Origin of the sequence: Rhizorhapis suberifaciens (assembly GCF_014200045.1) — a bacterium.
Lineage (GTDB): Bacteria > Pseudomonadota > Alphaproteobacteria > Sphingomonadales > Sphingomonadaceae > Rhizorhapis > Rhizorhapis suberifaciens.
In genome coordinates, this window is record NZ_JACHOV010000011.1 from 18,866 (window position 1) to 40,911 (window position 22,046).

26 protein-coding genes and 1 pseudogene are annotated in these 22,046 nt (G+C 59.2%); 12 read left to right on the plus strand and 15 right to left on the minus strand.

All coding sequences use genetic code 11. The features are described 5' to 3' along the window. Positions 1 to 4: 4 nt before the first annotated feature. A pseudogene (locus HNQ99_RS13500) lies at positions 5 to 355 on the plus strand (YciI family protein); the annotation flags it as partial. A gap of 84 nt (positions 356 to 439) precedes the next feature. Here HNQ99_RS13500 and HNQ99_RS13505 read toward each other — a convergent pair. Together HNQ99_RS13505 and panC are read right to left on the minus strand one after the other, a co-directional pair. Beyond that, a complete protein-coding gene (locus HNQ99_RS13505) occupies positions 440 to 733 on the minus strand; it encodes a sel1 repeat family protein (protein ID WP_184476537.1) in 294 nt (97 codons plus the stop codon). 120 nt (positions 734 to 853) lie between these two features. Continuing rightward, the gene (gene panC, locus HNQ99_RS13510; RefSeq protein ID WP_184476539.1) at positions 854 to 1,702 is read right to left on the minus strand and encodes a pantoate--beta-alanine ligase; all 849 of its coding nucleotides are present in this window, start codon (positions 1,700 to 1,702) and stop codon (positions 854 to 856) included. 119 nt (positions 1,703 to 1,821) lie between these two features. On the opposite strand from panC, the gene HNQ99_RS13515 reads away from it, so the two are divergent. The 6 genes from HNQ99_RS13515 to HNQ99_RS13540 all read left to right on the plus strand — a co-directional run bounded on the left by HNQ99_RS13515 (position 1,822) and on the right by HNQ99_RS13540 (position 8,790). Further along, the gene (locus HNQ99_RS13515; RefSeq protein WP_184476755.1) at positions 1,822 to 2,610 is read left to right on the plus strand and encodes a division plane positioning ATPase MipZ; all 789 of its coding nucleotides are present in this window, start codon (positions 1,822 to 1,824) and stop codon (positions 2,608 to 2,610) included. Beyond that, the gene (locus HNQ99_RS13520) at positions 2,610 to 3,035 is read left to right on the plus strand and encodes a J domain-containing protein (RefSeq protein WP_184476541.1); all 426 of its coding nucleotides are present in this window, start codon (positions 2,610 to 2,612) and stop codon (positions 3,033 to 3,035) included. The genes HNQ99_RS13515 and HNQ99_RS13520 overlap by 1 nt, the downstream gene beginning before the upstream one ends. 122 nt (positions 3,036 to 3,157) lie before the next feature. Further along, on the plus strand, positions 3,158 to 4,540 hold the full coding sequence (pgmG, locus tag HNQ99_RS13525; protein WP_184476543.1) for a phosphoglucomutase/phosphomannomutase PgmG: 1,383 nt from the start codon (positions 3,158 to 3,160) through the stop codon (positions 4,538 to 4,540). Between the two features lie 533 nt (positions 4,541 to 5,073). Beyond that, positions 5,074 to 5,250 carry a hypothetical protein gene (locus tag HNQ99_RS13530; RefSeq protein WP_184476545.1) on the plus strand — a complete coding sequence of 59 codons (177 nt, stop codon included), beginning with the start codon at positions 5,074 to 5,076 and terminating at the stop codon, positions 5,248 to 5,250. 59 nt (positions 5,251 to 5,309) lie between these two features. Then, on the plus strand, positions 5,310 to 7,724 hold the full coding sequence (locus HNQ99_RS13535; protein ID WP_184476547.1) for a ligase-associated DNA damage response DEXH box helicase: 2,415 nt from the start codon (positions 5,310 to 5,312) through the stop codon (positions 7,722 to 7,724). An 82-nt stretch (positions 7,725 to 7,806) separates the two neighbouring features. Beyond that, the gene (locus HNQ99_RS13540; protein WP_184476549.1) at positions 7,807 to 8,790 is read left to right on the plus strand and encodes a retroviral-like aspartic protease family protein; all 984 of its coding nucleotides are present in this window, start codon (positions 7,807 to 7,809) and stop codon (positions 8,788 to 8,790) included. Positions 8,791 to 9,092: 302 nt separating this feature from the next. Here the strand turns inward: HNQ99_RS13540 and HNQ99_RS13545 are convergent, their stop codons facing one another. The 13 genes from HNQ99_RS13545 to flgB form a co-directional block, all read right to left on the minus strand. Next, positions 9,093 to 10,121 (minus strand): flagellar motor protein MotB, encoded by a 1,029-nt coding sequence (locus tag HNQ99_RS13545; protein ID WP_184476551.1) that lies wholly within the window; start codon positions 10,119 to 10,121, stop codon positions 9,093 to 9,095. A gap of 3 nt (positions 10,122 to 10,124) precedes the next feature. Further along, positions 10,125 to 10,988, minus strand: a complete 864-nt coding sequence (gene motA, locus HNQ99_RS13550; protein WP_184476553.1) for a flagellar motor stator protein MotA — start codon at positions 10,986 to 10,988, stop codon at positions 10,125 to 10,127. 239 nt (positions 10,989 to 11,227) lie between these two features. Next, positions 11,228 to 12,073, minus strand: a complete 846-nt coding sequence (locus tag HNQ99_RS13555) for a flagellin (protein ID WP_184476555.1) — start codon at positions 12,071 to 12,073, stop codon at positions 11,228 to 11,230. A gap of 13 nt (positions 12,074 to 12,086) precedes the next feature. After that, on the minus strand, positions 12,087 to 13,412 hold the full coding sequence (gene flgK / locus HNQ99_RS13560; RefSeq protein WP_184476557.1) for a flagellar hook-associated protein FlgK: 1,326 nt from the start codon (positions 13,410 to 13,412) through the stop codon (positions 12,087 to 12,089). After that, the gene (locus HNQ99_RS13565) at positions 13,409 to 13,696 is read right to left on the minus strand and encodes a rod-binding protein (RefSeq protein ID WP_184476559.1); all 288 of its coding nucleotides are present in this window, start codon (positions 13,694 to 13,696) and stop codon (positions 13,409 to 13,411) included. The genes flgK and HNQ99_RS13565 overlap by 4 nt, the downstream gene beginning before the upstream one ends. Beyond that, entirely contained in the window at positions 13,696 to 14,799 is a 1,104-nt protein-coding gene (locus HNQ99_RS13570) for a flagellar basal body P-ring protein FlgI (RefSeq protein ID WP_184476561.1), read from the minus strand. Before HNQ99_RS13570 ends, HNQ99_RS13565 begins: the two co-directional genes overlap by 1 nt. Before the next feature lie 11 nt (positions 14,800 to 14,810). After that, complete coding sequence (locus HNQ99_RS13575) at positions 14,811 to 15,479, minus strand: flagellar basal body L-ring protein FlgH (protein WP_184476563.1); 669 nt, start codon at positions 15,477 to 15,479, stop codon at positions 14,811 to 14,813. Beyond that, positions 15,460 to 16,248, minus strand: coding sequence for a flagellar basal-body rod protein FlgG (flgG, locus tag HNQ99_RS13580; protein WP_184476565.1), 789 nt, complete (start codon positions 16,246 to 16,248; stop codon positions 15,460 to 15,462). Before flgG ends, HNQ99_RS13575 begins: the two co-directional genes overlap by 20 nt. Before the next feature lie 24 nt (positions 16,249 to 16,272). Continuing rightward, entirely contained in the window at positions 16,273 to 17,016 is a 744-nt protein-coding gene (gene flgF / locus HNQ99_RS13585) for a flagellar basal-body rod protein FlgF (RefSeq protein ID WP_184476566.1), read from the minus strand. A 31-nt stretch (positions 17,017 to 17,047) separates the two neighbouring features. Beyond that, positions 17,048 to 17,881, minus strand: a complete 834-nt coding sequence (locus tag HNQ99_RS13590) for a flagellar hook-basal body complex protein (RefSeq protein WP_184476568.1) — start codon at positions 17,879 to 17,881, stop codon at positions 17,048 to 17,050. Between the two features lie 25 nt (positions 17,882 to 17,906). Beyond that, positions 17,907 to 18,584, minus strand: coding sequence for a flagellar hook assembly protein FlgD (locus tag HNQ99_RS13595; protein ID WP_184476570.1), 678 nt, complete (start codon positions 18,582 to 18,584; stop codon positions 17,907 to 17,909). Continuing rightward, positions 18,581 to 18,973: a flagellar basal body rod protein FlgC gene (gene flgC / locus HNQ99_RS13600; RefSeq protein ID WP_184476572.1), complete on the minus strand. Its 393-nt coding sequence runs from the start codon at positions 18,971 to 18,973 to the stop codon at positions 18,581 to 18,583. Before flgC ends, HNQ99_RS13595 begins: the two co-directional genes overlap by 4 nt. A 17-nt stretch (positions 18,974 to 18,990) precedes the next feature. Next, positions 18,991 to 19,347 (minus strand): flagellar basal body rod protein FlgB, encoded by a 357-nt coding sequence (gene flgB / locus HNQ99_RS13605; RefSeq protein ID WP_184476574.1) that lies wholly within the window; start codon positions 19,345 to 19,347, stop codon positions 18,991 to 18,993. Between the two features lie 230 nt (positions 19,348 to 19,577). Between flgB and HNQ99_RS13610 the strand changes: the two genes are divergently transcribed. From HNQ99_RS13610 to HNQ99_RS13630, 5 genes are all read left to right on the plus strand, one after another. Further along, positions 19,578 to 20,291 carry a motility protein A gene (locus tag HNQ99_RS13610; RefSeq protein WP_322790371.1) on the plus strand — a complete coding sequence of 238 codons (714 nt, stop codon included), beginning with the start codon at positions 19,578 to 19,580 and terminating at the stop codon, positions 20,289 to 20,291. Next, a complete protein-coding gene (locus HNQ99_RS13615; protein WP_184476576.1) occupies positions 20,288 to 20,776 on the plus strand; it encodes a flagellar motor protein MotB in 489 nt (162 codons plus the stop codon). The genes HNQ99_RS13610 and HNQ99_RS13615 overlap by 4 nt, the downstream gene beginning before the upstream one ends. Before the next feature lie 88 nt (positions 20,777 to 20,864). Further along, entirely contained in the window at positions 20,865 to 21,335 is a 471-nt protein-coding gene (locus tag HNQ99_RS13620; RefSeq protein ID WP_184476759.1) for a flagella basal body P-ring formation protein FlgA, read from the plus strand. 52 nt (positions 21,336 to 21,387) lie between these two features. Beyond that, positions 21,388 to 21,666 (plus strand): flagellar biosynthesis anti-sigma factor FlgM, encoded by a 279-nt coding sequence (flgM, locus tag HNQ99_RS13625; protein WP_184476578.1) that lies wholly within the window; start codon positions 21,388 to 21,390, stop codon positions 21,664 to 21,666. Between the two features lies 1 nt (position 21,667). Further along, positions 21,668 to 21,970, plus strand: coding sequence for a hypothetical protein (locus HNQ99_RS13630; protein ID WP_184476580.1), 303 nt, complete (start codon positions 21,668 to 21,670; stop codon positions 21,968 to 21,970). The last annotated feature ends 76 nt before the right edge of the window (positions 21,971 to 22,046 follow it).

The following is a 22,046-nucleotide window of genomic DNA, read 5'->3' on the forward strand; positions in this document are numbered from 1 at the left end:
GGCGATGCGCGTTATGGTTCTGGTGAAAGCGACGAAGGACAGCGAAGCGGGCCAGATGCCCTCTACTGAACTGCTGGAGGCAATGGGCAAATATAATGAGGAGCTGGTCAATTCCGGTATAATGCTGGCTGGCGAAGGCCTGCATCCTTCCTCAAAAGGCAAAAGGGTGGCCTTCGACGGGCCTAACCGCACCGTGATTGACGGTCCCTTCGCGGCAACCGGCGAACTGGTCGCCGGCTTCTGGCTGTGGGAGGTCAAGGATATGGCCGAAGCGGTCGAATGGGCGAAACGTTGCCCCAATCCAATGCCCGGCCCCAGTGAAATAGAAATCCGGCCGGTGTTCGAAGCCGCCGACTTCGGCGATATCCTGACTCCGGAGCTTCAGGACCAGGAAAACCGGCTACGCGACAGGATGTCCGAACGCTAATTGCGCTGACGCTCAGGCCGCGCGTCTGCCAATTTCGTGCAGCCAAGCTCGTGCCTGCTTTTGGGCTTCGGCGACTTCGCGGGCGGACATTTCTTCGGAAATCTCCGCACGGCATGCCTGCCCTTCCTCGCTGCCTGCAAGGGCGGCGAGATTGAACCATTTATGCGCCTGGATCAGGTCGACTTCACGACCGGAGCCGGAAGAATAGGCGATGCCGAGCTCGAAATAAGCATTGGGATCGCCCCGGGCCGCATCGGCAAGCCGGCTTTCAATAAGGAACGCAGCGCTCTTGAAACTGTTACCCATGACATTCAACCCCATCGGTTCTCGTCAGGGTCGACTTTTGATGCACGCCCGTGAAGAAATGGTTAATGGCGTAGACACCATGCGATAAAACGCAATTATTCGCATGTCACGGGCTGAAAATCATTTCCGTTTTACTTCGATGTTATCAATCAGTCTTGTTTGACCGATCTTTGCCGCAGCGAGCAGCCGCGCCGGTTGTTTCGCGTTCGATACAGGCTTCAGCGTAACTGCATCCCGTAATTCCACATAGTCGATGGGATCGAAGCCCGCCGCCGCCAGCGCCGCTTTCGCTTTGTCCAGTGCTTCAGCAACGTCGCCGCCCTTTTCAATGCGCGCTGCGGCCTGACCAAGGGCTCTGGGCAGCGCATGGGCCGCTTTGCGTTCCTCATCGGTCAGGTAAGTATTGCGGGAAGACAGAGCCAATCCGTCCGTATCTCGCTGAGTCGGCACACCGATGATGTCGATGTTGAAATCAAGATCCCGCGCCATGCGGCGGATCACGGCCAGTTGCTGATAGTCCTTTTCGCCAAATATGGCCACGTCAGGTTGAACCTGGTTGAACAGTTTGGCGACGACCGTGGCAACGCCGTCGAAATGGCCCGGCCGAGCGCCACCGCAAAGGCCCTCGCTTATGCCGCTTACAGAAATAGTTGTGGCAAAACCGTCGGGATAGACTTCATCGACCGTCGGACACCAAAGCACGTCGCAACCCCGATCCGTCAGTAATTTGGCGTCGGTCGCCTCGCGACGGGGATAGCTGTCCAGATCCTCATTCGCGCCAAACTGCTTTGGATTAACGAAGATCGAGGCAATGACATGATCGGCGTGCGTCCGGGCCTCATCAATCAATGCGAGATGCCCGTCATGGAGGGCGCCCATGGTGGGCACAAGCGCGATCCGCTTGCGGCCTCCGTTTCTCAGGATCCCGACCGCTTCCCTAAGGAGCGCAAGTTCACGGATGATTTGCACGTTGATCAAGGCTCCGATAAGGGCGATTTATGCCTGTTCATGTTGCTATGCAGCGACAAGATGACAGGATCAAGATCGCGAATCGATTGGGTAGCGCAATGGGGGGAAGAGCCGGGATGATGCCGAACGGACAGCCGCATTATATCGTGTTCGCCAATGAAAAAGGGGGCACCGGCAAGTCGACAACGGCCGTGCATGTTGCCGTTGCACTGACTATGCAAGGGCATAGAGTGGCCGTTCTGGATCTCGATCCCCGGCAGCGCACCGTGACCCGCTATTTGGAAAATCGCGAGGAAACTGCCCGACGGCGGCAGATCGTCCTGCCGACACCTGTATATGCCGTGCATGAAGGCGATGTGCTGGCGGAGCTTGAGCAGCGCGTCGAATCGCTGGAGCAGGGAATGGATTTCCTGGTTGTCGATACGCCCGGACGCGATGATCGCTTCGCCAAATATATGGCGGCTCGAGCGCACACGCTGGTGACGCCAATGAACGACAGTTTCGTCGATTTTGACTTGATTGGTCAGGTGGATCCAGAAAATTTCAAGGTTCGGAAGCTGAGTTTCTATTCCGAGCTGATCTGGGAAGCCCGAAAGACCCGCGCCAAGGCCGACGGGGTAACTATAGACTGGGTGCTGTTGCGCAACCGCCTCCAACATATCGAGGCGCGTAATATGCGCCGGGTGGGAGAGGCCCTGACGGAACTCTCCAAACGCGTCGGTTTTCGGGTTATTCCGGGCCTGTCCGAACGCGTTATCTATCGGGAACTCTTTCCGTCCGGCCTCACTCTTCTGGACAAGGGGCATTTGGGCGAACTGGGCGTCAGCCATATCGCCGCGCGGCAGGAATTGCGGGAAATGGTGTCCGGTCTTTCTCTTCCCATGGCCGTGGAGCATGGCGTCTTCTAATGGGTCCGATTGCCCTTGCCGTCATCGCCCTTCTGGGCTGGATGTGGTGGACAGGCCGGCTGAAACGGATCACCGGACAAGATGCGATGGCCATTGCGATGGGCGTTCTTGGCCTTGTACTGTTGGCTAAGGGCAGGCCCCTGCTGGGTGTCGCTCCAGCGTTGCTGACCGGACTTTACGCTTTGTGGCGCTTCAATCGACCGGAACCCAAAGCAAGAGTTTCAGAAGCGACTCCCGTTGCCATGGACGTGGCCGAGGCGCGCGCCTTGCTGGGCGTTGACGAAAGCGCCGATCCGGACGAAATCCAGGCGGCATATCGCCGGCTTATAGCGTTAACCCATCCTGACCGGGGCGGCACAGAAGCATTGGCCGGCAGGATCAATGCGGCACGCGACGTGCTGTTGCGTCATCATGGCGAAAAATAGGTGCCACTAATAAGCAGTTGATCCAATTGGTGCTCCTGCGAAACCAGGAATTTGGGAGTCTCTCTTGATCTTGACCCCCAGTTTCCTGCCCCGCGGGAATATGAAAATCAGAAGGACAGAGCATGACCCACAATTTCCATCCTACTTCCCTCCGCGAATATGACATTCGGGGCATAGTGGGAGAAACGCTGACCGAAAGGGATGCCTATGCCATTGGCCGAGGATTTGGCACGCTGATCGTGCGGGCGGGGGGTAGCCGGGTGGCCATTGGTTATGACGGGCGTCTAAGCTCCCCTACCCTGGAAGATGCACTGGTCGAGGGGCTGAACGCCAGCGGCGTGCATGCTGTGCGAGTCGGAATGGGGCCGACGCCGATGCTATATTATGCCGAAGCGGTGCTGGACGTTGATGGCGGCATCCAGATAACCGGCAGCCATAATCCCGCCAATTATAATGGCTTCAAAATGGTGTTTCAGCACGGTCCATTTTTCGGCGCCGACATTCAGAAACTGGGGCAAATGGCCGCGGCCGGCGATTGGGTCGAAGGTACGGCGGGATCGGAAAGCGTCGATATCATGAACCGCTATGTCGAGCGGCTTGTCCAGGATTTTGACGGAGCCGCCTATCGTGTCGGCTGGGACGCCGGCAATGGTGCGGCGGGACCAGTTGTGGAGAAGCTCGTCAAGCTGCTCCCGGGAGAGCATCATCTGCTTTTCACCGATGTGGATGGAAATTTCCCCAATCATCACCCTGACCCCACTGAAGAGAAGAATCTGGCCGACCTTCGGGCGCTTGTCGCGGAAAAGAACCTCGACTTTGGACTAGCCTTTGATGGCGACGGCGATCGCATAGGCGCGATCGACGGCGAAGGGCGGATCATCTGGGGCGACCAGCTTCTGTCGATCCTGGCGGAGCCGGTCCTGAAAGAGGTGCCTGGGGCGACGATCATTGCCGATGTGAAGGCCAGTCAAGCGCTCTATGACCGGATATCCGAGCTGGGCGGCGCCCCGTTGATGTGGAAGACAGGTCACAGCCTTATCAAGTCCAAAATGAAGGAAACCGGTAGCCCGCTCGCTGGCGAAATGAGCGGGCACATCTTCTTTAAGCATCAATATTATGGCTTTGACGATGCCATCTATGCGGCGGTGCGGTTGATCCGAGCTGCTACTACCTTGGGCAAGAGCGTGACCGAACTGCGCGGCAGCATGCCTGCCATGGTGAATACGCCCGAAATGCGGTTTCAAGTGGATGAAAGCCGCAAATTTGCCGTGATAGACGAGGTTCTGGCGCGGCTGAAGGCGGATGGGGCGCAGGTGAATGACACGGACGGCGCGCGGGTCAACACGGCCGATGGCTGGTGGCTGCTTCGGGCATCCAACACACAGGACGTGCTGGTCGCCAGGGCCGAAGCAAAGGATGAAGCCGGACTCGAACGGCTCATGGCCCAGATCGACGGCCAGCTGGCTTTGTCGGGATTAAAGCGTGGAGCGCAGGCGAGTCATTGAGCAATCACCTTATTTTTAAATTCCGGAAGGCAGTATTCCCTAGCGTAAATCGCTCAGTTGCATTTTGTGCAAACCGGCATCCTTATTTCGCAATTGCAAATATAGCTGCTGCGCTGCACAAGGAACCTGCCTTTCAGGCATCCTCTCCTAAAACTTTATGCCGCCCTTCGGGGCGGCTTTTTTTTGGTCATCGTTGTGAACTGCAGGGGCTGACCTAAGGAGGTTTTGGTTCATGGTTCAGCCAAACCCTTTGGATTCAGACAATATTAATTGGGACTGAACGAAAAGTAGCCGGAAGCCGGATGTCCGGAAATTGGAACGGCATCTACCGTGTCAGATGGGGAAAAATGACATTTTCTAAAAAGAAGTGCATTTTGTTCTTGCGAAAACATTTATTGCAGTGCACAAGGAACCTGCCTTTCAGGCATCCTCTCCTAAAACTTTCACGCCGCCCTTCGGGGCGGCTTTTTTTCGGATAGCTTCCCTCGTCTGTTCGTTGTTGCCCTATCGCAATGGTAATAATGGAGAGTGAAATGGGCGGCCTTTGGGCATTATTGACGATCCTGGGCCCCATCCTGCTGGGACTGGTCCTGATTTATGCCATCGTGCGGAATCGCACCCGTGGCGGCAAGCGGGGTATTGAACATACGGAGCGCGCCACCCGTCGAATGCACGAACAGATCGCGCGTGAGGAACAGGACGATCGGTAAGCGACTGGGTTGTGTTGGAACTCGCTTGGCTTCGTAGCGAAACACATTAGATCCGCTTCATGCCCAACAGCGGTCTGCCTTCCATCCTGCTAAAGTGGTTCGAGGACCGCAAATGGACGGTGCGTCGGCATCAGCTGCAAATGCTGGAGGCGGCGGGGGCGGGGCGTCACGCACTGTTGGTCGCGCCGACGGGGGCGGGAAAGACTCTTGCCGGATTTTTGCCGGTGCTTACCGATCTCATCGCCCGTCCCGCCGAAGGGTTGCACACCCTCTATATTTCGCCCTTGAAGGCGCTCGCCGTTGATGTGCAGCGTAACCTTCTGACGCCCATAGCCGAGATGGCGCTCGACATTCGCGTGGAAACGCGCACTGGCGATACACCTGCCGATCGCAAGGCGCGGCAGCGGGCCAGACCGCCCCAGATCTTGCTGACCACTCCTGAGTCGCTCGCGCTGCTGCTCAGTCACGAAGACAGCTTTCGGATGTTTGCCGACCTGACGACAGTGATCGTCGATGAGGTGCATGCCTTCGCCACCCAAAAGCGCGGTGATTTGCTTGCGCTGTTGCTTGCCCGGCTGACTCGCATTGCTCCGGGCCTAAGGCGCGTCGCGCTATCCGCCACTGTGGCTGACGTGGACAGCTATCGCGCCTGGCTGGCTCCTGATGGCGACATTGACGCTGTTACCCCAGTACTGGGCGATCCGGGAGCAGAGCCCCACATCGCCATCCTGCTTCCGGAGGGGATTGTCCCTTGGTCCGGCCATAGCGCCGTCTATGCCGCGCGCCAGGTGATTGCTGAAATCGCGCGGCGGAAGACGACGCTGGTCTTTGCCAACACGCGCGGTTTGGCCGAGTTGATCTTTCAGCAATTATGGGCGGTGAATGACACGAGCCTGCCGATCGGCATTCATCACGGCAGCCTGTCCCGAGAAGCGCGGCGGAAGGTCGAAGCTGCGATGGCCGCCGGAAAACTGCGCGGATTGGTAGCGACCGCTTCGCTCGATCTGGGGGTCGACTGGGGGGACGTCGATTGCGTGATCCAGATGGGGGCGCCAAAGGGCAGTTCCCGTTTGTTGCAACGGATCGGGCGCGCGAACCATCGGCTGGATGAACCGAGCGAAGCCATAATCATCCCTGGCAACCGATTCGAATATCTAGAAGCAAGGGCCGCTCTCGACGCTGTGGAATCGGGCGAGCGCGATCCCGACCTGTTTCGCCCGGGCAGTCTTGACGTGCTGGCACAGCACATCATGGGAATAGCAAGCGCCGCCCCATTTTATGAAGCGGAACTGCTGGATGAAGTGCGTTCGGCGCTTCCTTATAGCAGCCTTGCCGAAGAGACGTTCCGGCAAGTGCTCGGCTTCATCGAAAATGGTGGCTATGCGCTTCGTGCCTATGATCGTTTTCGGCGGCTTACCAAGGATGCCAAGGGGCTATGGCGGGTATCCCATCCCAAGTTTATTCTGCAATATCGCATGAATGCCGGTATCATCGTCGACCAGCCCATTCTGGATGTCCGTTTCGTCAATGGCAGGAAGCTGGGAACGGTGGAGGAAGCTTTTGCCGCCACATTATCCCCCGGCGACCGCTTCTTCTTTTCCGGACTTTCGCTAGAAGTCGTCAGGATGCATGCGACCGACCTTCTCGTCCGTGCATCGGCCAAATCGGCACGCATTCCCAGCTGGGGCGGCACACGCATGGCGATGTCCACCAACCTCGCCAAGCGCGTGCGCGCATTTCTGGGCGATCCCGCGCAGTGGGAGCGTTTTCCTTCTGATGTCAGGGAATGGCTGGAGGTGCAGGCGCGGCGTTCGCGCCTGCCGCAGCCGGGGCAGCTCCTGGTGGAAACATTTCCGCATGAAGACCGATATTATATGGTGGCCTACAGCTTTGAAGGATGGAACGCTCACCAGTCGCTTGGCATGCTGCTCACGCGCCGAATGGAGGACCGAGGGCTGCTTCCCATCGGATTCGTGTCAAATGATTACGCTCTGGGCGTCTATAGCCTGAAGCCGGTTACCGATCCTGCGGCGCTGTTTTCGGCCGACATATTGGAGCATGAATTTGTCGAATGGGTGGAAAAAAGTTCGCTCCTCAAGCGCGCCTTCCGTGACGTTGCGGTAATCAGTGGCCTTGTCGAGCGGCAGCATCCAGGCAAGCGAAAGACGGGCCGGCAGGTCACGTTCTCAACAGACCTCATTTACGATGTCTTGCGGAAATATGAGCCCGACCACTTGCTGCTGAAGGCGGCCTGGGAGGATGCCCGCGCCCGCATGACCGATGTCGGACGCCTGGCGGACCTGTTGGAGCGGGCTTCTGGAACGATGCTGCATATGGATTTGCCCCGCGTCAGTCCCCTCGCCGTGCCGGTATTGATCCTGATCGGCAGGGAGCATGTGGCGCAATCCACGACTGATGACGCACTCCTGATCGAGGCGGAGGCGCTGGCGGCAGAGGCGATGCGGCAGGATTGACGTTGGCCAGATAAAGCTCGTCACGATTGCCGCTGATCCGCCCAAATGCTAATATCTCCTGCATAAGAAGGAGACGGATGTCATGAGACGGTCGTTTCTCGCGGGCTCCTTGGGGCTGGCGCTATCGCTGGCGGTCGTCGGTAGCTCTGTGGCGGCTCCCACCGCGCAACCGATGCCTGACCCTCTGGCAGACTCAATGACCATAGAGACTGGTCAGGATCGTGGCAGCCGCATTACGCTTCCCATTCATATCGATGGCAAGGGACCCTTTGAATTCATTGTAGATACGGGTGCCGAGCGTACCGTCATATCGCGCGAATTGGCGGCTAAGCTCGCCCTGCAGCCCAATGAGCCGGTACGGATCAACAGCCTCTCGGGAATAAGCCAGGTCGACACCGTCACCATTCCGCGCCTTTCCTATGGCCATGGGGAAATGCCGATGGTGCAGGCGCCCGTCTTCGCGGAAGCCAATCTGGGTGCGGCGGGATTGTTGGGGCTGGACGGGCTCGGATCGAAACGGCTCACCATCGACTTTCGCAAGAAAAAAATGGAGATCAGCCATAGCCGTGAGCCGGTGGAGATGGACTATGGCGACGCTATCGTCGTCCGGGCGCGCAGCCGCTTTGGCCAACTCATCCTGGTCGACTCGCAGGCGAACGGAGAGAAGATCAACGTCATCCTTGATACAGGAACCGACCAGAGCATCGGCAATCTGGCGCTGCTGCGGAAATTGACGAAGAAACGAAAAATCGATGCCTTAAGGCCGGTCGAGATCACCAGCGTCACCGGCGAGACGATCGTCGGCGGATGGAACGTCATCCGGAATGTTCGTGTGGGCGGCTTCAGCCTCAACAATCTGGCGGTCGCATTCACGGACGCCAGCCCCTTTGAACAGCTGGAACTGCATGAAAAACCTGCGCTGTTGCTGGGTATGGACGTACTGCGGCGGTTTGATCGAGTGGCCGTCGATTTTGGGCGAAAGAAAGTCTATTTTCTGTTGCCCGACGGCGCGGATGCCCAGCCGGAAGTCAGGTTGGCGCAGCGCGAAGCTGCTATGACACCCTAAAAGGCCTGTGCGGAAAATCTGACCCACTTCCCGTTTCGTGTCGAGCAAAGTCGAGACACATAGCGCAACGTTCTCGACTTCGGTGGGCAAACCGAGCGATCCTCATACAAGGCGCGACGCCCTAGCTCTTCAACCAAAAAAGGGGACGTCAGGCTATCCCTTACCTGTCGCCCCATGGCTGCGACCCGTCAGGGATCTCCACCGAGCATATCCCTAACGACGTACCGGGCTGAAACACCTTGTGAAAAGAAATGGTTCCGGAAAAAACCAATGAAATTAATAAACAGAGATTGCCGCCTTCTTCAGCGGATGCTCTTCAATTCCACGCCTTCGGGAAGGGCAGAGCCGCCGAGTTCATGATTGTCGGCTTGTGGGACTGGTTGATGTTTTCCCGGCGGGCGTTTCCGAATCTCCTCCGGCTTGTCGCGAAGCATGACGGAACCCTGTTTGCTGGCGGCGGCGCTCCCGGTCCAGGCAAGCGTAACGGACATCCGGCGATTGCGTGGATCATAAACATTTTCCGGAGCATAGGGTTCGCGATCGGCCACGCCCTCAATCCGGGCGAAGCGGGACAGCGGGACGCCGTTTTCGTGCAGTGCACGCCGCGTTGCTTCTGCCCGTGCCGTCGAAAGCATCCAGTTATTCATGGTTCGCCCGCCGGCATAGGGCAGTGCGTCCGTGTGGCCCCTGACAATCACGTCATTGGGCATAGTTTCAATGACTTTAGCGACCTCTGCAACCAATGACCGCGCTTGCGGCAACAGCCGATCGGTGGCAAGCGAGAACATCGAGAAATCGGCTTCGTCAATCAAGTCGATGCGCAGGCCCTCGCGGGTTTCGGTGAAGCGGATATTCTTGCGCAGGCGCTGCATATCCTTGTTCTTGGCCATGCGCTTTTCCAGCGCTTTCTTCATTTCTTCGAATTTCGCGCGGTCCCGGCTCTTCATGTCCTTGCCGCCTTCATCGTTCACACCCGTTGCGTCGCGCGGAATGGTGATGGACCGATTACCCTTGCCTCCCGTTGTGGGATAGCTGTCCTTGGCAACCAGGCTGTCGCCGCCGAACATGCCGTTTGAACCCGCGCTTTCCAGCTTCATTTCAACCAAAGTAGGGGTGAAATAATCGGCAAGCGCCTTTCTTTGTCGCTCGGTGGTCGCACCCAGCAGCCAGAGCAACAGGAAAAAAGCCATCATTGCCGTCACGAAATCGGCATAGGCGACCTTCCAAGCGCCACCATGATGGCCGCCATGGCCATCGACGATAATCTTCTTGACGATGATCGGCCGTGGTTCCGGCTCGTTGGAACCACGCTTCTTGGATGGCTGAGCCATGGCTTATTTGCCCCGCATGCCGTCGAACACCTCGGCAAAGGCCGGCTGGTTCGCGTGATTGAGGCTGGACCGCGCCGCCTCGATCACCAAGGGCTGCGGGTGGCCATGCAAAGAGGCGATGATGATCTGCTTCACCACATGATAAATGGCGCCGTCCGCTTCGATCACTGAACGGCAACGGTTGGCGAACGGGTTGACCATGCCATAAGCCAGCAAAACGCCAAGAAAGGTGCCGACCAGCGCCGAACCGATCATGCCGCCCAGAATCTCGGGCGGTTTGTCGATAGAGCCCATGGTCTTCACGACGCCCAGAACCGCCGCGACGATGCCAAGTGCCGGTAACGCGTCGGCAAGACCCTGAAGATTGTCGGCGGGGCGAATGGCTTCGTGGTGGTGGGTCTTCAGGCTGTTGTCCATCACGTCCTCCACGGCATGCGGGTCGAGCGTCCCCGACGAGACGACGACCAAGCGCAATGTGTCGCAGATGAGGTGGATCAGCGTGTTGTCCGCCAGCAGCCGGGGATATTCCGTAAAGAGGACCGAAGATTTGGGATCCTCGATATGCGGCTCCAAAGCCACCGGCCCTTCGACGCGCAGCGTCTTCATCAGGCGCGAAACGAGGAAGATGCAATCCAGGAAATCTTGCTTTTTATATTGGGGACCCTTGAACACCTTTTTCACGCCGCCGAGCAGCGCTTTCAAATCGGCGCCGCTATTGCCGATGATCAGCGCACCGACGGCCGCGCCGCCAATGATCATCATTTCATGGGGCAGGGCATGAAGAACCGGACCGATGTCGCCGCCAGTGATGATAAACCCGCCAAATACCATGACGAGAAGGACGACAAGCCCGATTCCTGCAAACATGATGATCCCCGCGCTGGTGCCAATTGGTCCCGGCCCTGAAGATACGGACCGACATGCGGGAGAACGGCAGGAGAGGGCGAAGGTTTAGGGAGTGGAACTTCGCAAATGCGGTGCTGAGGCTATTCCCGCCACAAATCCAGCATCATCATTCTCGCGAAAGCGGGAACCTATCCATCTTCTTGGTTCGACGTCTGGAACTAAGCTCGAATTGCGCAACAAATCTCAGGCTATGAATGTCTTCAACTAATCAGATCGAACAAGGACTGCCTGTTGATCCGCGCGAAGGCCGACTGCGCCGCCTCCAGCGTCAGCAGATTTTGCTGCATCTTGGCGATGGTTTCAGTGAGGTCCGTATCCTCCAGGGTGGAACGCCGTTCCTTCAACGTCAGCACTATGTCTTGCACGCGATCCGCAATAGATGACAGCCGTTCCGACCGGATACCCTGCTTCGCCTGTTCCTGTATGACATGGTCCAGTCCAAAGCCCAAGGCCTTCAGTGCTGTCTCCCGGTCGGCGTCATCGCCGGTAGACACGGCTGTTATCGCAGATCCCAAAATGTCGTCCAGGGTCATTGCGGTGCCCTCAACGTCAATGCCTTCGCCTATGGCTTGCCGAGTGCCCACAGCTTCCAACTGGATGCCACGGCCTACCGGAATTTTCACGGTCGTTGTGTCGTCAAATACCGGTATGCCCTGGTAATCCGTTTCATTCAGCATTTCTGCCACCGCTTCGCGCACGGACTTCAGTTCTTCGGCTATCGCGGCTCGCCCGCTGTCGCCAGTAGGGCTGGACGAGGCTTGCAACAGCAAATCCTTGGCTTGTATCATTAGCGAATTGATCTGCTGGAGGTTGGTCAGCGCCTTTTCGGATCGGCTCACGCCATAACCGATATTCTGCGTCCACGCGGCATAGCTCGACTGCATCCTGCCGATTTCCGATATCTCGACCCAGGCATGAACATCGTCGGATGGCGCGTTCAGTCTCTTTTTGGAGGAAACGGAAATTTGCGCTTTTGCGATTTCCTGGGTCAACGCCTGCTGGCGCTTGATTTCGTCGGCTACAGTCTGACGGCTGATGGCGACCATGGCTGCTTATCCTTTACATGATTTCCAAAATGGACTGGAATGTTTCGCGGGCGAGCTGGATAACTTTTGCGCAGCCCGAATAAGCCTGCTGCATTCGCAATAGCTCGGCGGCTTCCATGTCCAGATCGACGCCGGACACGGATTCCCGCGCCGCCCGGGCCTGTTGGTCTCGTGCGGCGGCGGATTTCTCTTCGGTGAGCGTGGAGGTGAGCAGCGTCGCATGGGTGCTGACAAGCTGAGTCCAGCCATCCTCGACACCTCCGGACCCGCGAATGCTGCCGATATTGAGCAGATTGCCGTTGATCGACCCATCCGCAATAGCAAGATCATCCGTGTCGGTAATGAGGACCTGGAGCGAGGCCGCGGTCGTCCCGACCGACAGAATTGGTCCCCCGGCCGCATTTGCGCGAGTGAAGCCGCCCTGATGCCAGCTGTTCATATCCTGCGCAAATTGCACCGCAAGCGTATCGAGGCTCGCCATCCGACTGCTGGTGACGCTGGCGCTGGCGAACAGTCCGCCCATCGTGCCGCCACTGGGCGCGCCGATGGCGTTGCCGTCCAGAGTGAGCGCCAAGGTGCCGTCAGGATTTTGGGTGACCGCAAAACTGCTTGCCGCGCTGTTTTCGACAATGGTGTTGCCGGCATGCTGGACGGTGACGGTGCCATTCGTGCCGAACGCTATACTGACATCAAGGTGATCGGTAAGAACCGACAAGGCGGTATCGCGGCTGTCCAGCAGTTGCGCTTCGGCGGTAGTGCCCGGAATGATGCGGCGCAATCCATCGTTGACCCGCGCCAGTTCCGCCAGGGCATCGTTTATTGTCGACGCGCTGACGTCGGACGCTGACCCGATCCCTTCAGAAACGGTCTGCAAATCGCTCGATGCCTGCTTGAAAGCTGTAACGATCTGTTCGACGTTGAACAGGAAATTGGTAGCCAATGTCTGGCTGGTCGGATTGGCGGCAAGTGTCTCGGCCGAAGAGAACATGTTGGTCATCAATTGGCCGACGCCATTTTCGGTATCGTTGAGTGCAGCTTCCGTATCCGTCAGCCATTTCGCGCGGGCGGTGGCGCTGCCAAGTTGCGTGCCGGTCAACCGTGCCGCGGCATCGAGATAGGGATCGCTGGCGCGCACTACACCGGCAATTTCCACACCGCCGAACGTGGCGCTGGGCACATAATAGATTGAGGTGCTTGTCGATACCGCCGATTCTCTCATTCGGATCGTGCGCCGGGCATAGTCATTGGTATCGGCGTTGGAGATATTTTCCGAAATGGCTCCCAGCGCCGCCCTATAAGCTTTGGCGCCCGATGCGCCGATTGAGAGAAGATCGCTCATATCTTGCCCTCAAATTGTTTGAGCAGCATGGTCGCGATGCCCAGGCCGCCGCCTTCCGCCATGGAGTCGGCAACACGGGCGTCGGACATGTCGCGGAACTGGTCGCCCGCATTTGATCCCAGCAGGTCATCGCCAAGGCTAGCCGACCGCATCGACGAGATCATCTGACGGACGAAGACGGCCTCGAATGCTTTCGCCGCCTGCTTCAGCCCGTCCCGATCCGCCGCGGCTGTTGCAGCAGCCGCGACGGAACCGTTTGACCCGGAAATCTTGCTTATGGCCATTACAACACCACCAGTTCGGCCTTCATGGCCCCGGCTTGCTTCATGGCTTCAAGGATCGCGACAAGATCGGCAGGAGACGCGCCGATGGCGTTCACGGCCTTCACGATGTCGGCGAGTGACGCTCCGCCCTTGAATTGGAACATGGGATTGCGCTCCTCTGTCACGTCGAGGGTGCTCGATTGTTCCACCGCCGTCTCTCCTTTGGAAAAGGGCAGGGGTTGAACCACGCGCGGCGCTTCGCCCACCCGGACCGTCAGCTTGCCATGGCTGACGGCTGCGGGATTGATCCGCACCGCCCCATTGATGACGACAGTCCCCGTGCGCGCATTGACGATGACTCTTGCAGGGGCCTCCGCCGGCTTCACGCTGATATTCTCGATAAGGCCCATCATCATGATACGCTTTTCCGCGCCGGGTTCGGCATTGATCCTGATGGAGACGGCATCCGTTGCTTGCGCCCGATTATCACCGAAAGTCAGGTTGATGGCATCCGCCACCCGGAGCGCCGTCGTCAGATCGGCCTCTGCCAGGTTGAAGGTCAGCGACGGGCTGTCCGCAAAGCCCGTCGCGACCGCCTGCTCAACTGTCGCCCCGCCTGGAATGCGTCCTGCCGAGGGTATGTTGACCGAGAGTTTGGAACCATCAGCGCCTTCGACGCCTAGGCCGCCCACCGCCAGATTGCCTTGCGCCATGGCATAGATCTGCCCGTCTGCACCGCGCAGGGGCATCATGACCAGAGTGCCGCCGCGCAGGGATTTGGCCTTGCCCAGCGCCGATACGGTGATATCCACCCGCTGACCTGGCTTGGCAAAGGCGGGCAGTTCCGCCGTCACCATGACTGCGGCCGCGTTCTTGAGTGCGGGATTGACCCCGGCGGGCAGTGTCAGGCCAAAGCGCGACACCATGCCTTTGACGCCCTGTGTCGAATAATCGAGGCTGTCATCGCCCGTCCCGGCAAGGCCTACGACAATGCCATAGCCGGTCAGCTGGTTGGCGCGCAGGCTTTCGAACGTGCCAAGGTCCTTGATACGCTCCGCCGCAGCCGGGCTAGCCCAGAGTAGCGCGAGGCCGAAAACGCAAAGGAAGCGGGACAGAAATGTCATCACAGGCTCCGTCAGAATGGGCTGATGCGGGAGAAGAAGCGCTGCAGCCAGCCCTGGCGACTAGACCGCGCAAACTCGCCCTTGCCGGAATAGGTGATCCGGGCATCGGCAACGCGCGTGGAAGCCACGCGATTGTCCGGCCCTACATCGGCTTGCCTGACGAGACCCGAAATCCGGATGAACTCGTCGCCCCGGTTCAACGTCAGCTGTTTTTCGCCCCGCACCAACATGGTGCCATTGGGGAAAACCTGAGCAATGGTAACGGTAATCTCTCCTGACAAGGCGTTCGACTGTTCGGCCTCGCCGCCGCCGTTGAAGTCCTGCTTTCCACCCATGCCGATATCGCTGCTGCTGAAGAAGGACAGCGGTCCGCTGCTGGGTGGGGTGAGGCCGATGCTGCCGGCGCGGTCGGTGGTCTGCGCGGTGCTTTTCTTGGCCTGGGTCCGTTCGACCAGCGCAATGGTGAGGATGTCGCCTACCATCGATGCGCGCGTACCGCTCGTAAGCGGAGCATAGCCGTGCGACGTCTGAAAAATTGCGCCATTGCTGCCCTGACCGCTCGCCGGTTGCGCATAGGTGGGCGCATAATCGGCCTTCGCCTCCCGCGCCTGCACAGCGCCGGTTGCGTACAATCCGACGGCGATAAGGACCGCCCGCATGTCAGAGGTTCTGGTTGACATATTGCAGCATCTCATCGGTGGCGGAGATCATCTTGCTGTTGACCTCATAGGCGCGCTGGGTTTCGATCATGTCGACCAGTTCCTCGACGACATTGACGTTGGAGCCCTCAAGCGCCCCCTGCCTCAATGCGCCGCGCCCTTCGGTGCCCGCAGCGCCGACAAGCGGCTGGCCGCTGGCGGCGGTTTGAGCGTAAATGTTGTTTCCCAGCGCCTGCAGTCCTGCTGGATTGATGAAGCGGGCGGTATCGATCCTGCCGATTTCGCTGGGCTCCGACGATCCCGCCAGAGTTGCCGAGATCGTGCCGTCCGCGCCGATGGTAAGACCGGTGGCACCTTCGGGAACCTGGATCTGCGGCTGCAGCGGCAGTCCATCGGCAGTGACAATCACGCCTTCGCTCGACAGGTTGAAGTTGCCAGCGCGGGTATAGCCCGTGGTGCCGTCGGACATCTCCACCTGGAAATAACCCTGGCCTTCGATCGCAAGGTCAAGCGCATTGCCGGTGGTGGTAAGCGATCCCTGAGTATCGACGCGCGCCGTTCCGGCCATCTGCACGCCCGAACCCAGTGAAAGGCCGACGGCATATTGGTTTTGCGCATCGGACTGCGCGCCCGCCGTCACCATTTGCTGATAGGCGAGCGTTTCGAAATTCGCCCGGTCCTTTTTGAAGCCGGTGGTGTTCACGTTCGCCAGGTTGTTGGCGATTACCTGCATCTTCATGTTCTGCGCGTCGAGCCCGGTGCGGGCGACATGCAAGGCGGCGTTGGTCATGGCGTGGATTCCCCTAAATTATCTTCAGTCCGGCAGCCGCATCAGGCTGGCGCCGCCGTCGTCCATATCCTTTGCGGTGCTGACGAGCTTGATTTGCGTTTCCCAGGCGCGGCTGGCTTCGATCATCTGAACCAAAGCCTGCGTAGCGTTGACGTTGGAACCTTCCAGCGCCTCGGCGGTGACGGTGGCGTCCGGATCCTGCGGCAAAGCCCCCCCATTTTTTTCGCGGAACAGGCCGTCCAGTCCCTTGGCGATCTGCGAACCCTTGGGCGAAACGAGCTTCAGCGTGTCCACTTGTTGCGGCTGTGCTGGATCACCGCCCTGCGGGACGATCCATATTCCGCCATTCTTGGCGATGGTGATGCTGTCGGCGGGCGGCAAGGTGATGGGACCCCCCTCCCCAAGCACCGGATTGCCGTCCCCCGTCGTCAGCAGGCCGCTATCGGTCAACTTCAAATCACCACGCCGCGTATAAGCTTCGTCCCCATCAGGAGCCTGCACCGTCAGCAAGGCGTCTCCGTTCAAGGCGACGTCCAGAGCGTTGCCGGTGTGCGTTACCGATCCCGACGCCATGTCGGCCGCGATGACCTGTTCGCTGGCCTGGGCGCGGGCGTTTACGCCCGGACCATTCAGCCAGGTGGTGCTCGCATTGGCGATTTCTGCGCGAAAACCGGTGGTGTTTGCATTCGCCAGATTGTTGGCGATTGCGGTCTGGCGCGCCATCGCGCCTCGCATCGCCGTCATCGCCGTGTGAACCAGCCTGTCCATGGATCAGCCCTCTAAATCCGGTCCGCTTGCATCAGGTCCGCAGATTGACGATGGCCTGCGTCATCGTGCTTGCGGTTTCGATGGCTTTCGCGTTGGCCTGAAAATTCCGTTGGGCAGAGATGAGGCCAACCAGTTCCTCCGTAATGTCGACGTTCGACCGTTCGAGCGCGCCGGACTGGATGGTGCCGAACAGGCCTGAAGCGCCGGTGCCGTAGGTCGCGGCGCCAGTTGCGGCATTGGCCTCCCAATGCGCGTCGCCGCTCTGGCGCAGACTTTCCTGGCTCGGGAAGCTCGCCAATGCGACGTTGCCGAGCGCCTCAGTGTGTCCGTCGGCGAAGGTGGCGGTGATCAGGCCCGCTTTCGAAATGCCGAGGCTGGAAAGGTCGATGGCATCGCCATTCGCGTCGGTATAGGTTTCGGGGACTTCGACGTCGATGAGGTTGGCGGCGGTGGTGCCGGCTACAACGCCCGTTACCGGGTCCACCTGAAGCGCCTGGAGCCGACTGCCGGTGGTGTCGACGATGAAGCGGTTTTCATCCAGACTGAAAGCGCCATTGCGGGTGTATCCAATCTGGCCGGATTCCGTGGAGACGGTGAAGAAGCCTTCGCCGGTAATGGCAAGATCCAGCGTCTTGTCCGTCGTTTCCAACGTGCCCTGGGTGAACTGCTGCGTCAGGCCATTCAGGCGAACGCCCTGTCCCGCTACGGTTCCGGCCGTTTGCAGCGCCGAGGATGAAAAGATGTCGCCGAACGCGGCGCGGCTTTTCTTGAACGCGGTGGAACTGACGTTAGCGACGTTGTTCGAAATGGTGGTGAGGTCGGATTGCGCCGCCTTCAGCCCTGAAAGAGAGATGTAGAATGACATGGCTTGCTACTCCTACGTGAACAATTCAGCTCAGCTTCTTCGCGTCGCTGGGTGAAAATTCGCCAATGGCGGTGATAAGGCGGGCCGAACTCGCATCGGCTGGCGATTGCACGCCGGCGATGGCGGCCCAGGTGGAGATGGAGGAGGGATTGGTCCCATTGACCACGACCTGCAGCGCCTGGCTGTCGATCATGTTGCCGGCGTCATCGGTGCCGTCCCAGAAGAAAGGGATCGTGGAGCCTGCGGCCTTCTGTCCGAAGTCGATCGTCTTCACGACATTGCCGCTGGCATCCACCAGATCGATGGAAAGGTCGCTCGCGGCTTCATTCAGCTTCACCTCGCCGCCATAAACGCCGTACCGGTCGGGCGTCGCGATATCGCTGCTGACCAGCATCGACTTGCCGATCCAGTTGGCGGCGTCCGGGATCCGCGAGGTCGAGAGGCTGCCCGCCATGCTGTCCAGCATGCCGGCGATCTTGCCCAGCGACTGATTCATCTCGGATATACCGGTGGCCTGCGAAAAAGTCGCCATTTGCGCTACCATTTGCGTATTATCCATGGGCTCAAAGGGGTCCTGCATCTTGAGTTGCGCCGTCATCAGCGTCAGGAAGCTCGACTGGTCCAGCTTGTCCGATCCGGCCGTCTTGATGCCGTTCGTCGGGTTGCTCAGGCTTGAAATATAGTTATTTGCGATGGAGGTCATTTGCCCATCCTTATGGTGTCGAGCAGCAGCGACTTGGCCGTTTGAAGTACCTGCACATTGTTTTGATATTGGCGAGCGGTCTCGATCATCTCGACCAGCTCGGCGCTCTGATCCACGCCGGCTTCCCATATGTCGCCATTGGCGTCGGCGAGGGGATGGCCGGGGTCGTGGCGCTTCACGGGTTGGGCGTCCGATTGGACAACCTTGTCGATCTTGACCGTAGCGACGCCGGGTTCATCGGTGATGGTCTGAAATACTGGCTTGATCGCCCGGTAGGCGGTTTTCTCATCGCCCGTAACCGTGCCCGCGTTGGCGAGGTTCGATGCGGTAGCGTTAAGCCGCACCAGCTGCGCCGACATGGCGCGTCCGGCGATATCGAAAATGTTCATGGGTCCTGCCATTGCCGTCATTCTCCCTTCAGCGCCCGCGTGATCGTATTCAGCCGCCCTTCAAGGAAGGAGAGGGTGGTGCGATACTGCACGGCGTTTTCGGCAAAGAGCGTCTGCTCGGTGGACAGCTCGACCGTATTGCCGTCGAGCGAGGATTGCAGTGGCACGCGATAGCCCATGGCCTGGGTCGCGGCGCTATCGGCGCTGACGCCCTTCTGCGTTGCATTGGCCAGCGCCTTGTCGAAATCGATGTCGCGCGCCTTGTAATGCGGCGTGGCAGCGTTGGCGATGTTGGAGGCAAGCAGGCTCAGGCGCTGCGAACGCAACGCCAGCGCCTTTCCATGCACTCCGAACAGACTGTCTTCCACCGCCATTAAAGGCCTCCGTTAAATCTCGCTCCGCCGCTGCCGTTCTTGTCCTTGCAGGCGTTGCGGCTGGTTAACGGAAAGCATCTAGCAAGGGCCGTGCCAATTTCTGAAGGCCGGCTCATCGGTGCCAGTTTGGCGCGCATTTCTAGGGTTCCTCCTGCTGACGGCAAGCATGGCGGCACATTTTTGCCGGTCGGCGGCAATATCTTGCCGTCTCCTGCCGGATGGAGTGAAAAGTGGCAGAATTTCTAGCTTTAATGGGCAGAATATTTGACCCGGCCGCTGCCCTGCTGATTTTTGCCGGTTCGCTGGCCATCGCCCTCGTTCAGATGGGGCCCGACAATATCCGGCGTCTGCCGCGATCGTTCGGACCCTTGCTGCGCGCGCGCCCGCGTGCGGATAGGGATGCGGCCCGCCATGCGATGCTTCGCGTGGAACATGTCGCCCATCTGAAAGGGCTTGCCTGCACCGATCGGATCGCCGCCACTGGCTCCTTTCTGAAACAGGCGGTCGATCAGTTGGCGAATGCCCGAAATGTTTCTGATTTTGAACGCTGGGCGACCCAGGAACTGGCGGCTCGCACCGAGCGCCACGACATGATGGCTCGAACCTGGAACGCGCTTGCGGATGCTGCGCCCGCGCTGGGCATGGCAGGCACCATATTTGGATTGATCCGGATGTTTGCCGGAATGGACGATCCTGCAACCATTGGGCCCGCCATGGCAATGGCGCTGTTGACCACTCTTTATGGCGTGATCCTTTCCAATATGGTGGCTGGACCGTTCGCTGCGCGGTTGGCGCTGCTATCCCAAATGGAAATCAGTTGGCAACGGGACCTGATCGACCGAATGGTGGAGTTGGCACGCGCAGAAATCCCTTCATCCCAGCCCGTGGCGCGTCGTCCCGACGTCGTCCGGCCGCGTCAAAATCCTGTCAGGGAGGCGGCGTGACGACGCTTCGCCGCGGCCGTTGGGCCCTCAGTTTCGCCGACCTTTGCCTTTTGTTGCTTGGCTTTTTCGTGTTGCTGAACGCCGCCCCGCGCCGTGCCGAAATCGCCGTTGCCCAACTTTCGGAATATTTCGGCGGCAAGCCATCTGTATCAGCGATGCTCTCCATTCCTGCCGCCCGCCTGTTTCAGCCTGGCGAAGCAATGCTGACGCGGCAAGGTGCTCTGCAGCTTCAGCGCATTGGAAAGGAAGCTGTTGAGAAACAACATATTCTCGTGATGTCCTCGGTGGGAGAGGATCGAGCTGGTCGCCGCTTCGACCGTTGGGAACTGTCCGCTGCCCGGCTTACCGCGGCGGCCCGCGCGCTGCGCAAAACGGGCTTGGCGGAGGATCAGATCCAGCTTCGCGGCCTTGATGAAGCCCCAGCAGGCGAGCGTGGCCAGCGCCTCGTCATTTGGCGCAAGGAGGTGCCGAAAACAATAGGATGAGCCACCTTGGCATGTATCTTGCTTCCCGATGCGGGATTGAAATGCCAAGGAGTGAATCGTGCGTAAAGCCATTGTCGCAATTGTCTTGATGATCGGCTCGGTGACCCCCGCCCATGCCCAGACGCAGCGTTTCGAGGATATTAACGGCCTTGAAGCGCTGGTGGTGGGCAGGCTGGGCGCTTCCGTTGGTCAGCCTGGCGGCCCCGCAGCACCCGTGGATCGGCGATTGAAGCTTGCTGCTTGTCCGGGCACTCCGGTCGTAGAAGGTCCCGTGCTAGGCGCTGCGGTCGTGCGTTGCGAGGCCCTTGGCTGGCGTATCCGCGTGCCTTTGCGAGCTACGAACATGGCTCCGGCGGCCCCGGCAGCAATGCTGGTACGGAAGGGCGACCCGGTGGAAATGGTGGCCAGCGGCCTCGCTTTTTCGGTTTCCACCCAGATGATCGCTGATGAAGACGGCGCCAAAGGCGATATGATTCGCGTCCGGGCTGACCGGAAATCCGCGCCGGTGGTGGCGCGCATTGTCGATGCAGGTATAGTCAGCGCACCAGGATTTAATTAATTCTTACTCCCGCCGTTATAGAGCGTAGCGGGACGAGCAAAGGAAGAGATCAATGGTTGAACCCATCGGACAGGCAAGGGCGTCAGCACTCAATTCGATCAAGCTCCGCGAGGCCGGGAAGGGTCAGGCGTCCGCAGGGCTTGGCGACGGCGCTTCGAAAACATCAGCAACGCTGAGCCCTGCCTCGCGCATGGCGGCTGAAGGTTCGCCGGTCGACAGCCTCAAAGTCGCTGAGATCAAGGCGGCCATAGCCAGCGGCAACTATCCGGTCGATCCCCAAAAAATTGCTGAAAAAATGATGGACCTGGACCTGCCGGGCAAAGAAGGTTGAAATGACCGCACAAGCGCTTGATCGTCTCGGAAACGGCTTTTCCGAGCTTATCGAACTGCTCGACGGCGATGATGTCGAACGGCTGGAAACCGTGATAGCTGACGTGCGGATCGCCCTTGAGGATGTTCGTGCCGAAGGTGCGTGGCGCGACGCTCAGGAGGTGACCGGCCGTATTCGCGAAATCATGCCTCTGGTGGAGGCGGCGCGTATCCGCGTCAATTTCCTGACGGACCAGAATCGCCAGCGCGTCGACATGTTGGCGCACCATGGCGGCCGTATGACGTTGAGTACCTATAAGCGCTGATTTTCCATTCCTCGGGCCGTTCTAAAAATTGGCACGAACATTGCTTCTTTAGCCCCCGAGAGATCGGGGGCTTTTT

Bases quoted from the DNA above. Each gene is read 5' to 3' on its own strand.
- HNQ99_RS13505 (WP_184476537.1), bottom strand. From the start codon at position 733: ATGGGTAACAGTTTCAAGAGCGCTGCGTTCCTTATTGAAAGCCGGCTT.
- HNQ99_RS13515 (WP_184476755.1), top strand. From the start codon at position 1,822: ATGCCGAACGGACAGCCGCATTATATCGTGTTCGCCAATGAAAAAGGG.
- HNQ99_RS13520 (WP_184476541.1), top strand. From the start codon at position 2,610: ATGGGTCCGATTGCCCTTGCCGTCATCGCCCTTCTGGGCTGGATGTGG.
- pgmG (WP_184476543.1), top strand. From the start codon at position 3,158: ATGACCCACAATTTCCATCCTACTTCCCTCCGCGAATATGACATTCGG.
- HNQ99_RS13530 (WP_184476545.1), top strand. From the start codon at position 5,074: ATGGGCGGCCTTTGGGCATTATTGACGATCCTGGGCCCCATCCTGCTG.
- HNQ99_RS13535 (WP_184476547.1), top strand. From the start codon at position 5,310: ATGCCCAACAGCGGTCTGCCTTCCATCCTGCTAAAGTGGTTCGAGGAC.
- HNQ99_RS13540 (WP_184476549.1), top strand. From the start codon at position 7,807: ATGAGACGGTCGTTTCTCGCGGGCTCCTTGGGGCTGGCGCTATCGCTG.
- HNQ99_RS13545 (WP_184476551.1), bottom strand. From the start codon at position 10,121: ATGGCTCAGCCATCCAAGAAGCGTGGTTCCAACGAGCCGGAACCACGG.
- motA (WP_184476553.1), bottom strand. From the start codon at position 10,988: ATGTTTGCAGGAATCGGGCTTGTCGTCCTTCTCGTCATGGTATTTGGC.
- HNQ99_RS13555 (WP_184476555.1), bottom strand. From the start codon at position 12,073: ATGGTCGCCATCAGCCGTCAGACTGTAGCCGACGAAATCAAGCGCCAG.
- flgK (WP_184476557.1), bottom strand. From the start codon at position 13,412: ATGAGCGATCTTCTCTCAATCGGCGCATCGGGCGCCAAAGCTTATAGG.
- HNQ99_RS13565 (WP_184476559.1), bottom strand. From the start codon at position 13,696: ATGGCCATAAGCAAGATTTCCGGGTCAAACGGTTCCGTCGCGGCTGCT.
- HNQ99_RS13570 (WP_184476561.1), bottom strand. From the start codon at position 14,799: ATGACATTTCTGTCCCGCTTCCTTTGCGTTTTCGGCCTCGCGCTACTC.
- HNQ99_RS13575 (WP_184476563.1), bottom strand. From the start codon at position 15,479: ATGTCAACCAGAACCTCTGACATGCGGGCGGTCCTTATCGCCGTCGGA.
- flgG (WP_184476565.1), bottom strand. From the start codon at position 16,248: ATGACCAACGCCGCCTTGCATGTCGCCCGCACCGGGCTCGACGCGCAG.
- flgF (WP_184476566.1), bottom strand. From the start codon at position 17,016: ATGGACAGGCTGGTTCACACGGCGATGACGGCGATGCGAGGCGCGATG.
- HNQ99_RS13590 (WP_184476568.1), bottom strand. From the start codon at position 17,881: ATGTCATTCTACATCTCTCTTTCAGGGCTGAAGGCGGCGCAATCCGAC.
- HNQ99_RS13595 (WP_184476570.1), bottom strand. From the start codon at position 18,584: ATGACCTCCATCGCAAATAACTATATTTCAAGCCTGAGCAACCCGACG.
- flgC (WP_184476572.1), bottom strand. From the start codon at position 18,973: ATGAACATTTTCGATATCGCCGGACGCGCCATGTCGGCGCAGCTGGTG.
- flgB (WP_184476574.1), bottom strand. From the start codon at position 19,347: ATGGCGGTGGAAGACAGTCTGTTCGGAGTGCATGGAAAGGCGCTGGCG.
- HNQ99_RS13620 (WP_184476759.1), top strand. From the start codon at position 20,865: ATGATCGGCTCGGTGACCCCCGCCCATGCCCAGACGCAGCGTTTCGAG.
- flgM (WP_184476578.1), top strand. From the start codon at position 21,388: ATGGTTGAACCCATCGGACAGGCAAGGGCGTCAGCACTCAATTCGATC.
- HNQ99_RS13630 (WP_184476580.1), top strand. From the start codon at position 21,668: ATGACCGCACAAGCGCTTGATCGTCTCGGAAACGGCTTTTCCGAGCTT.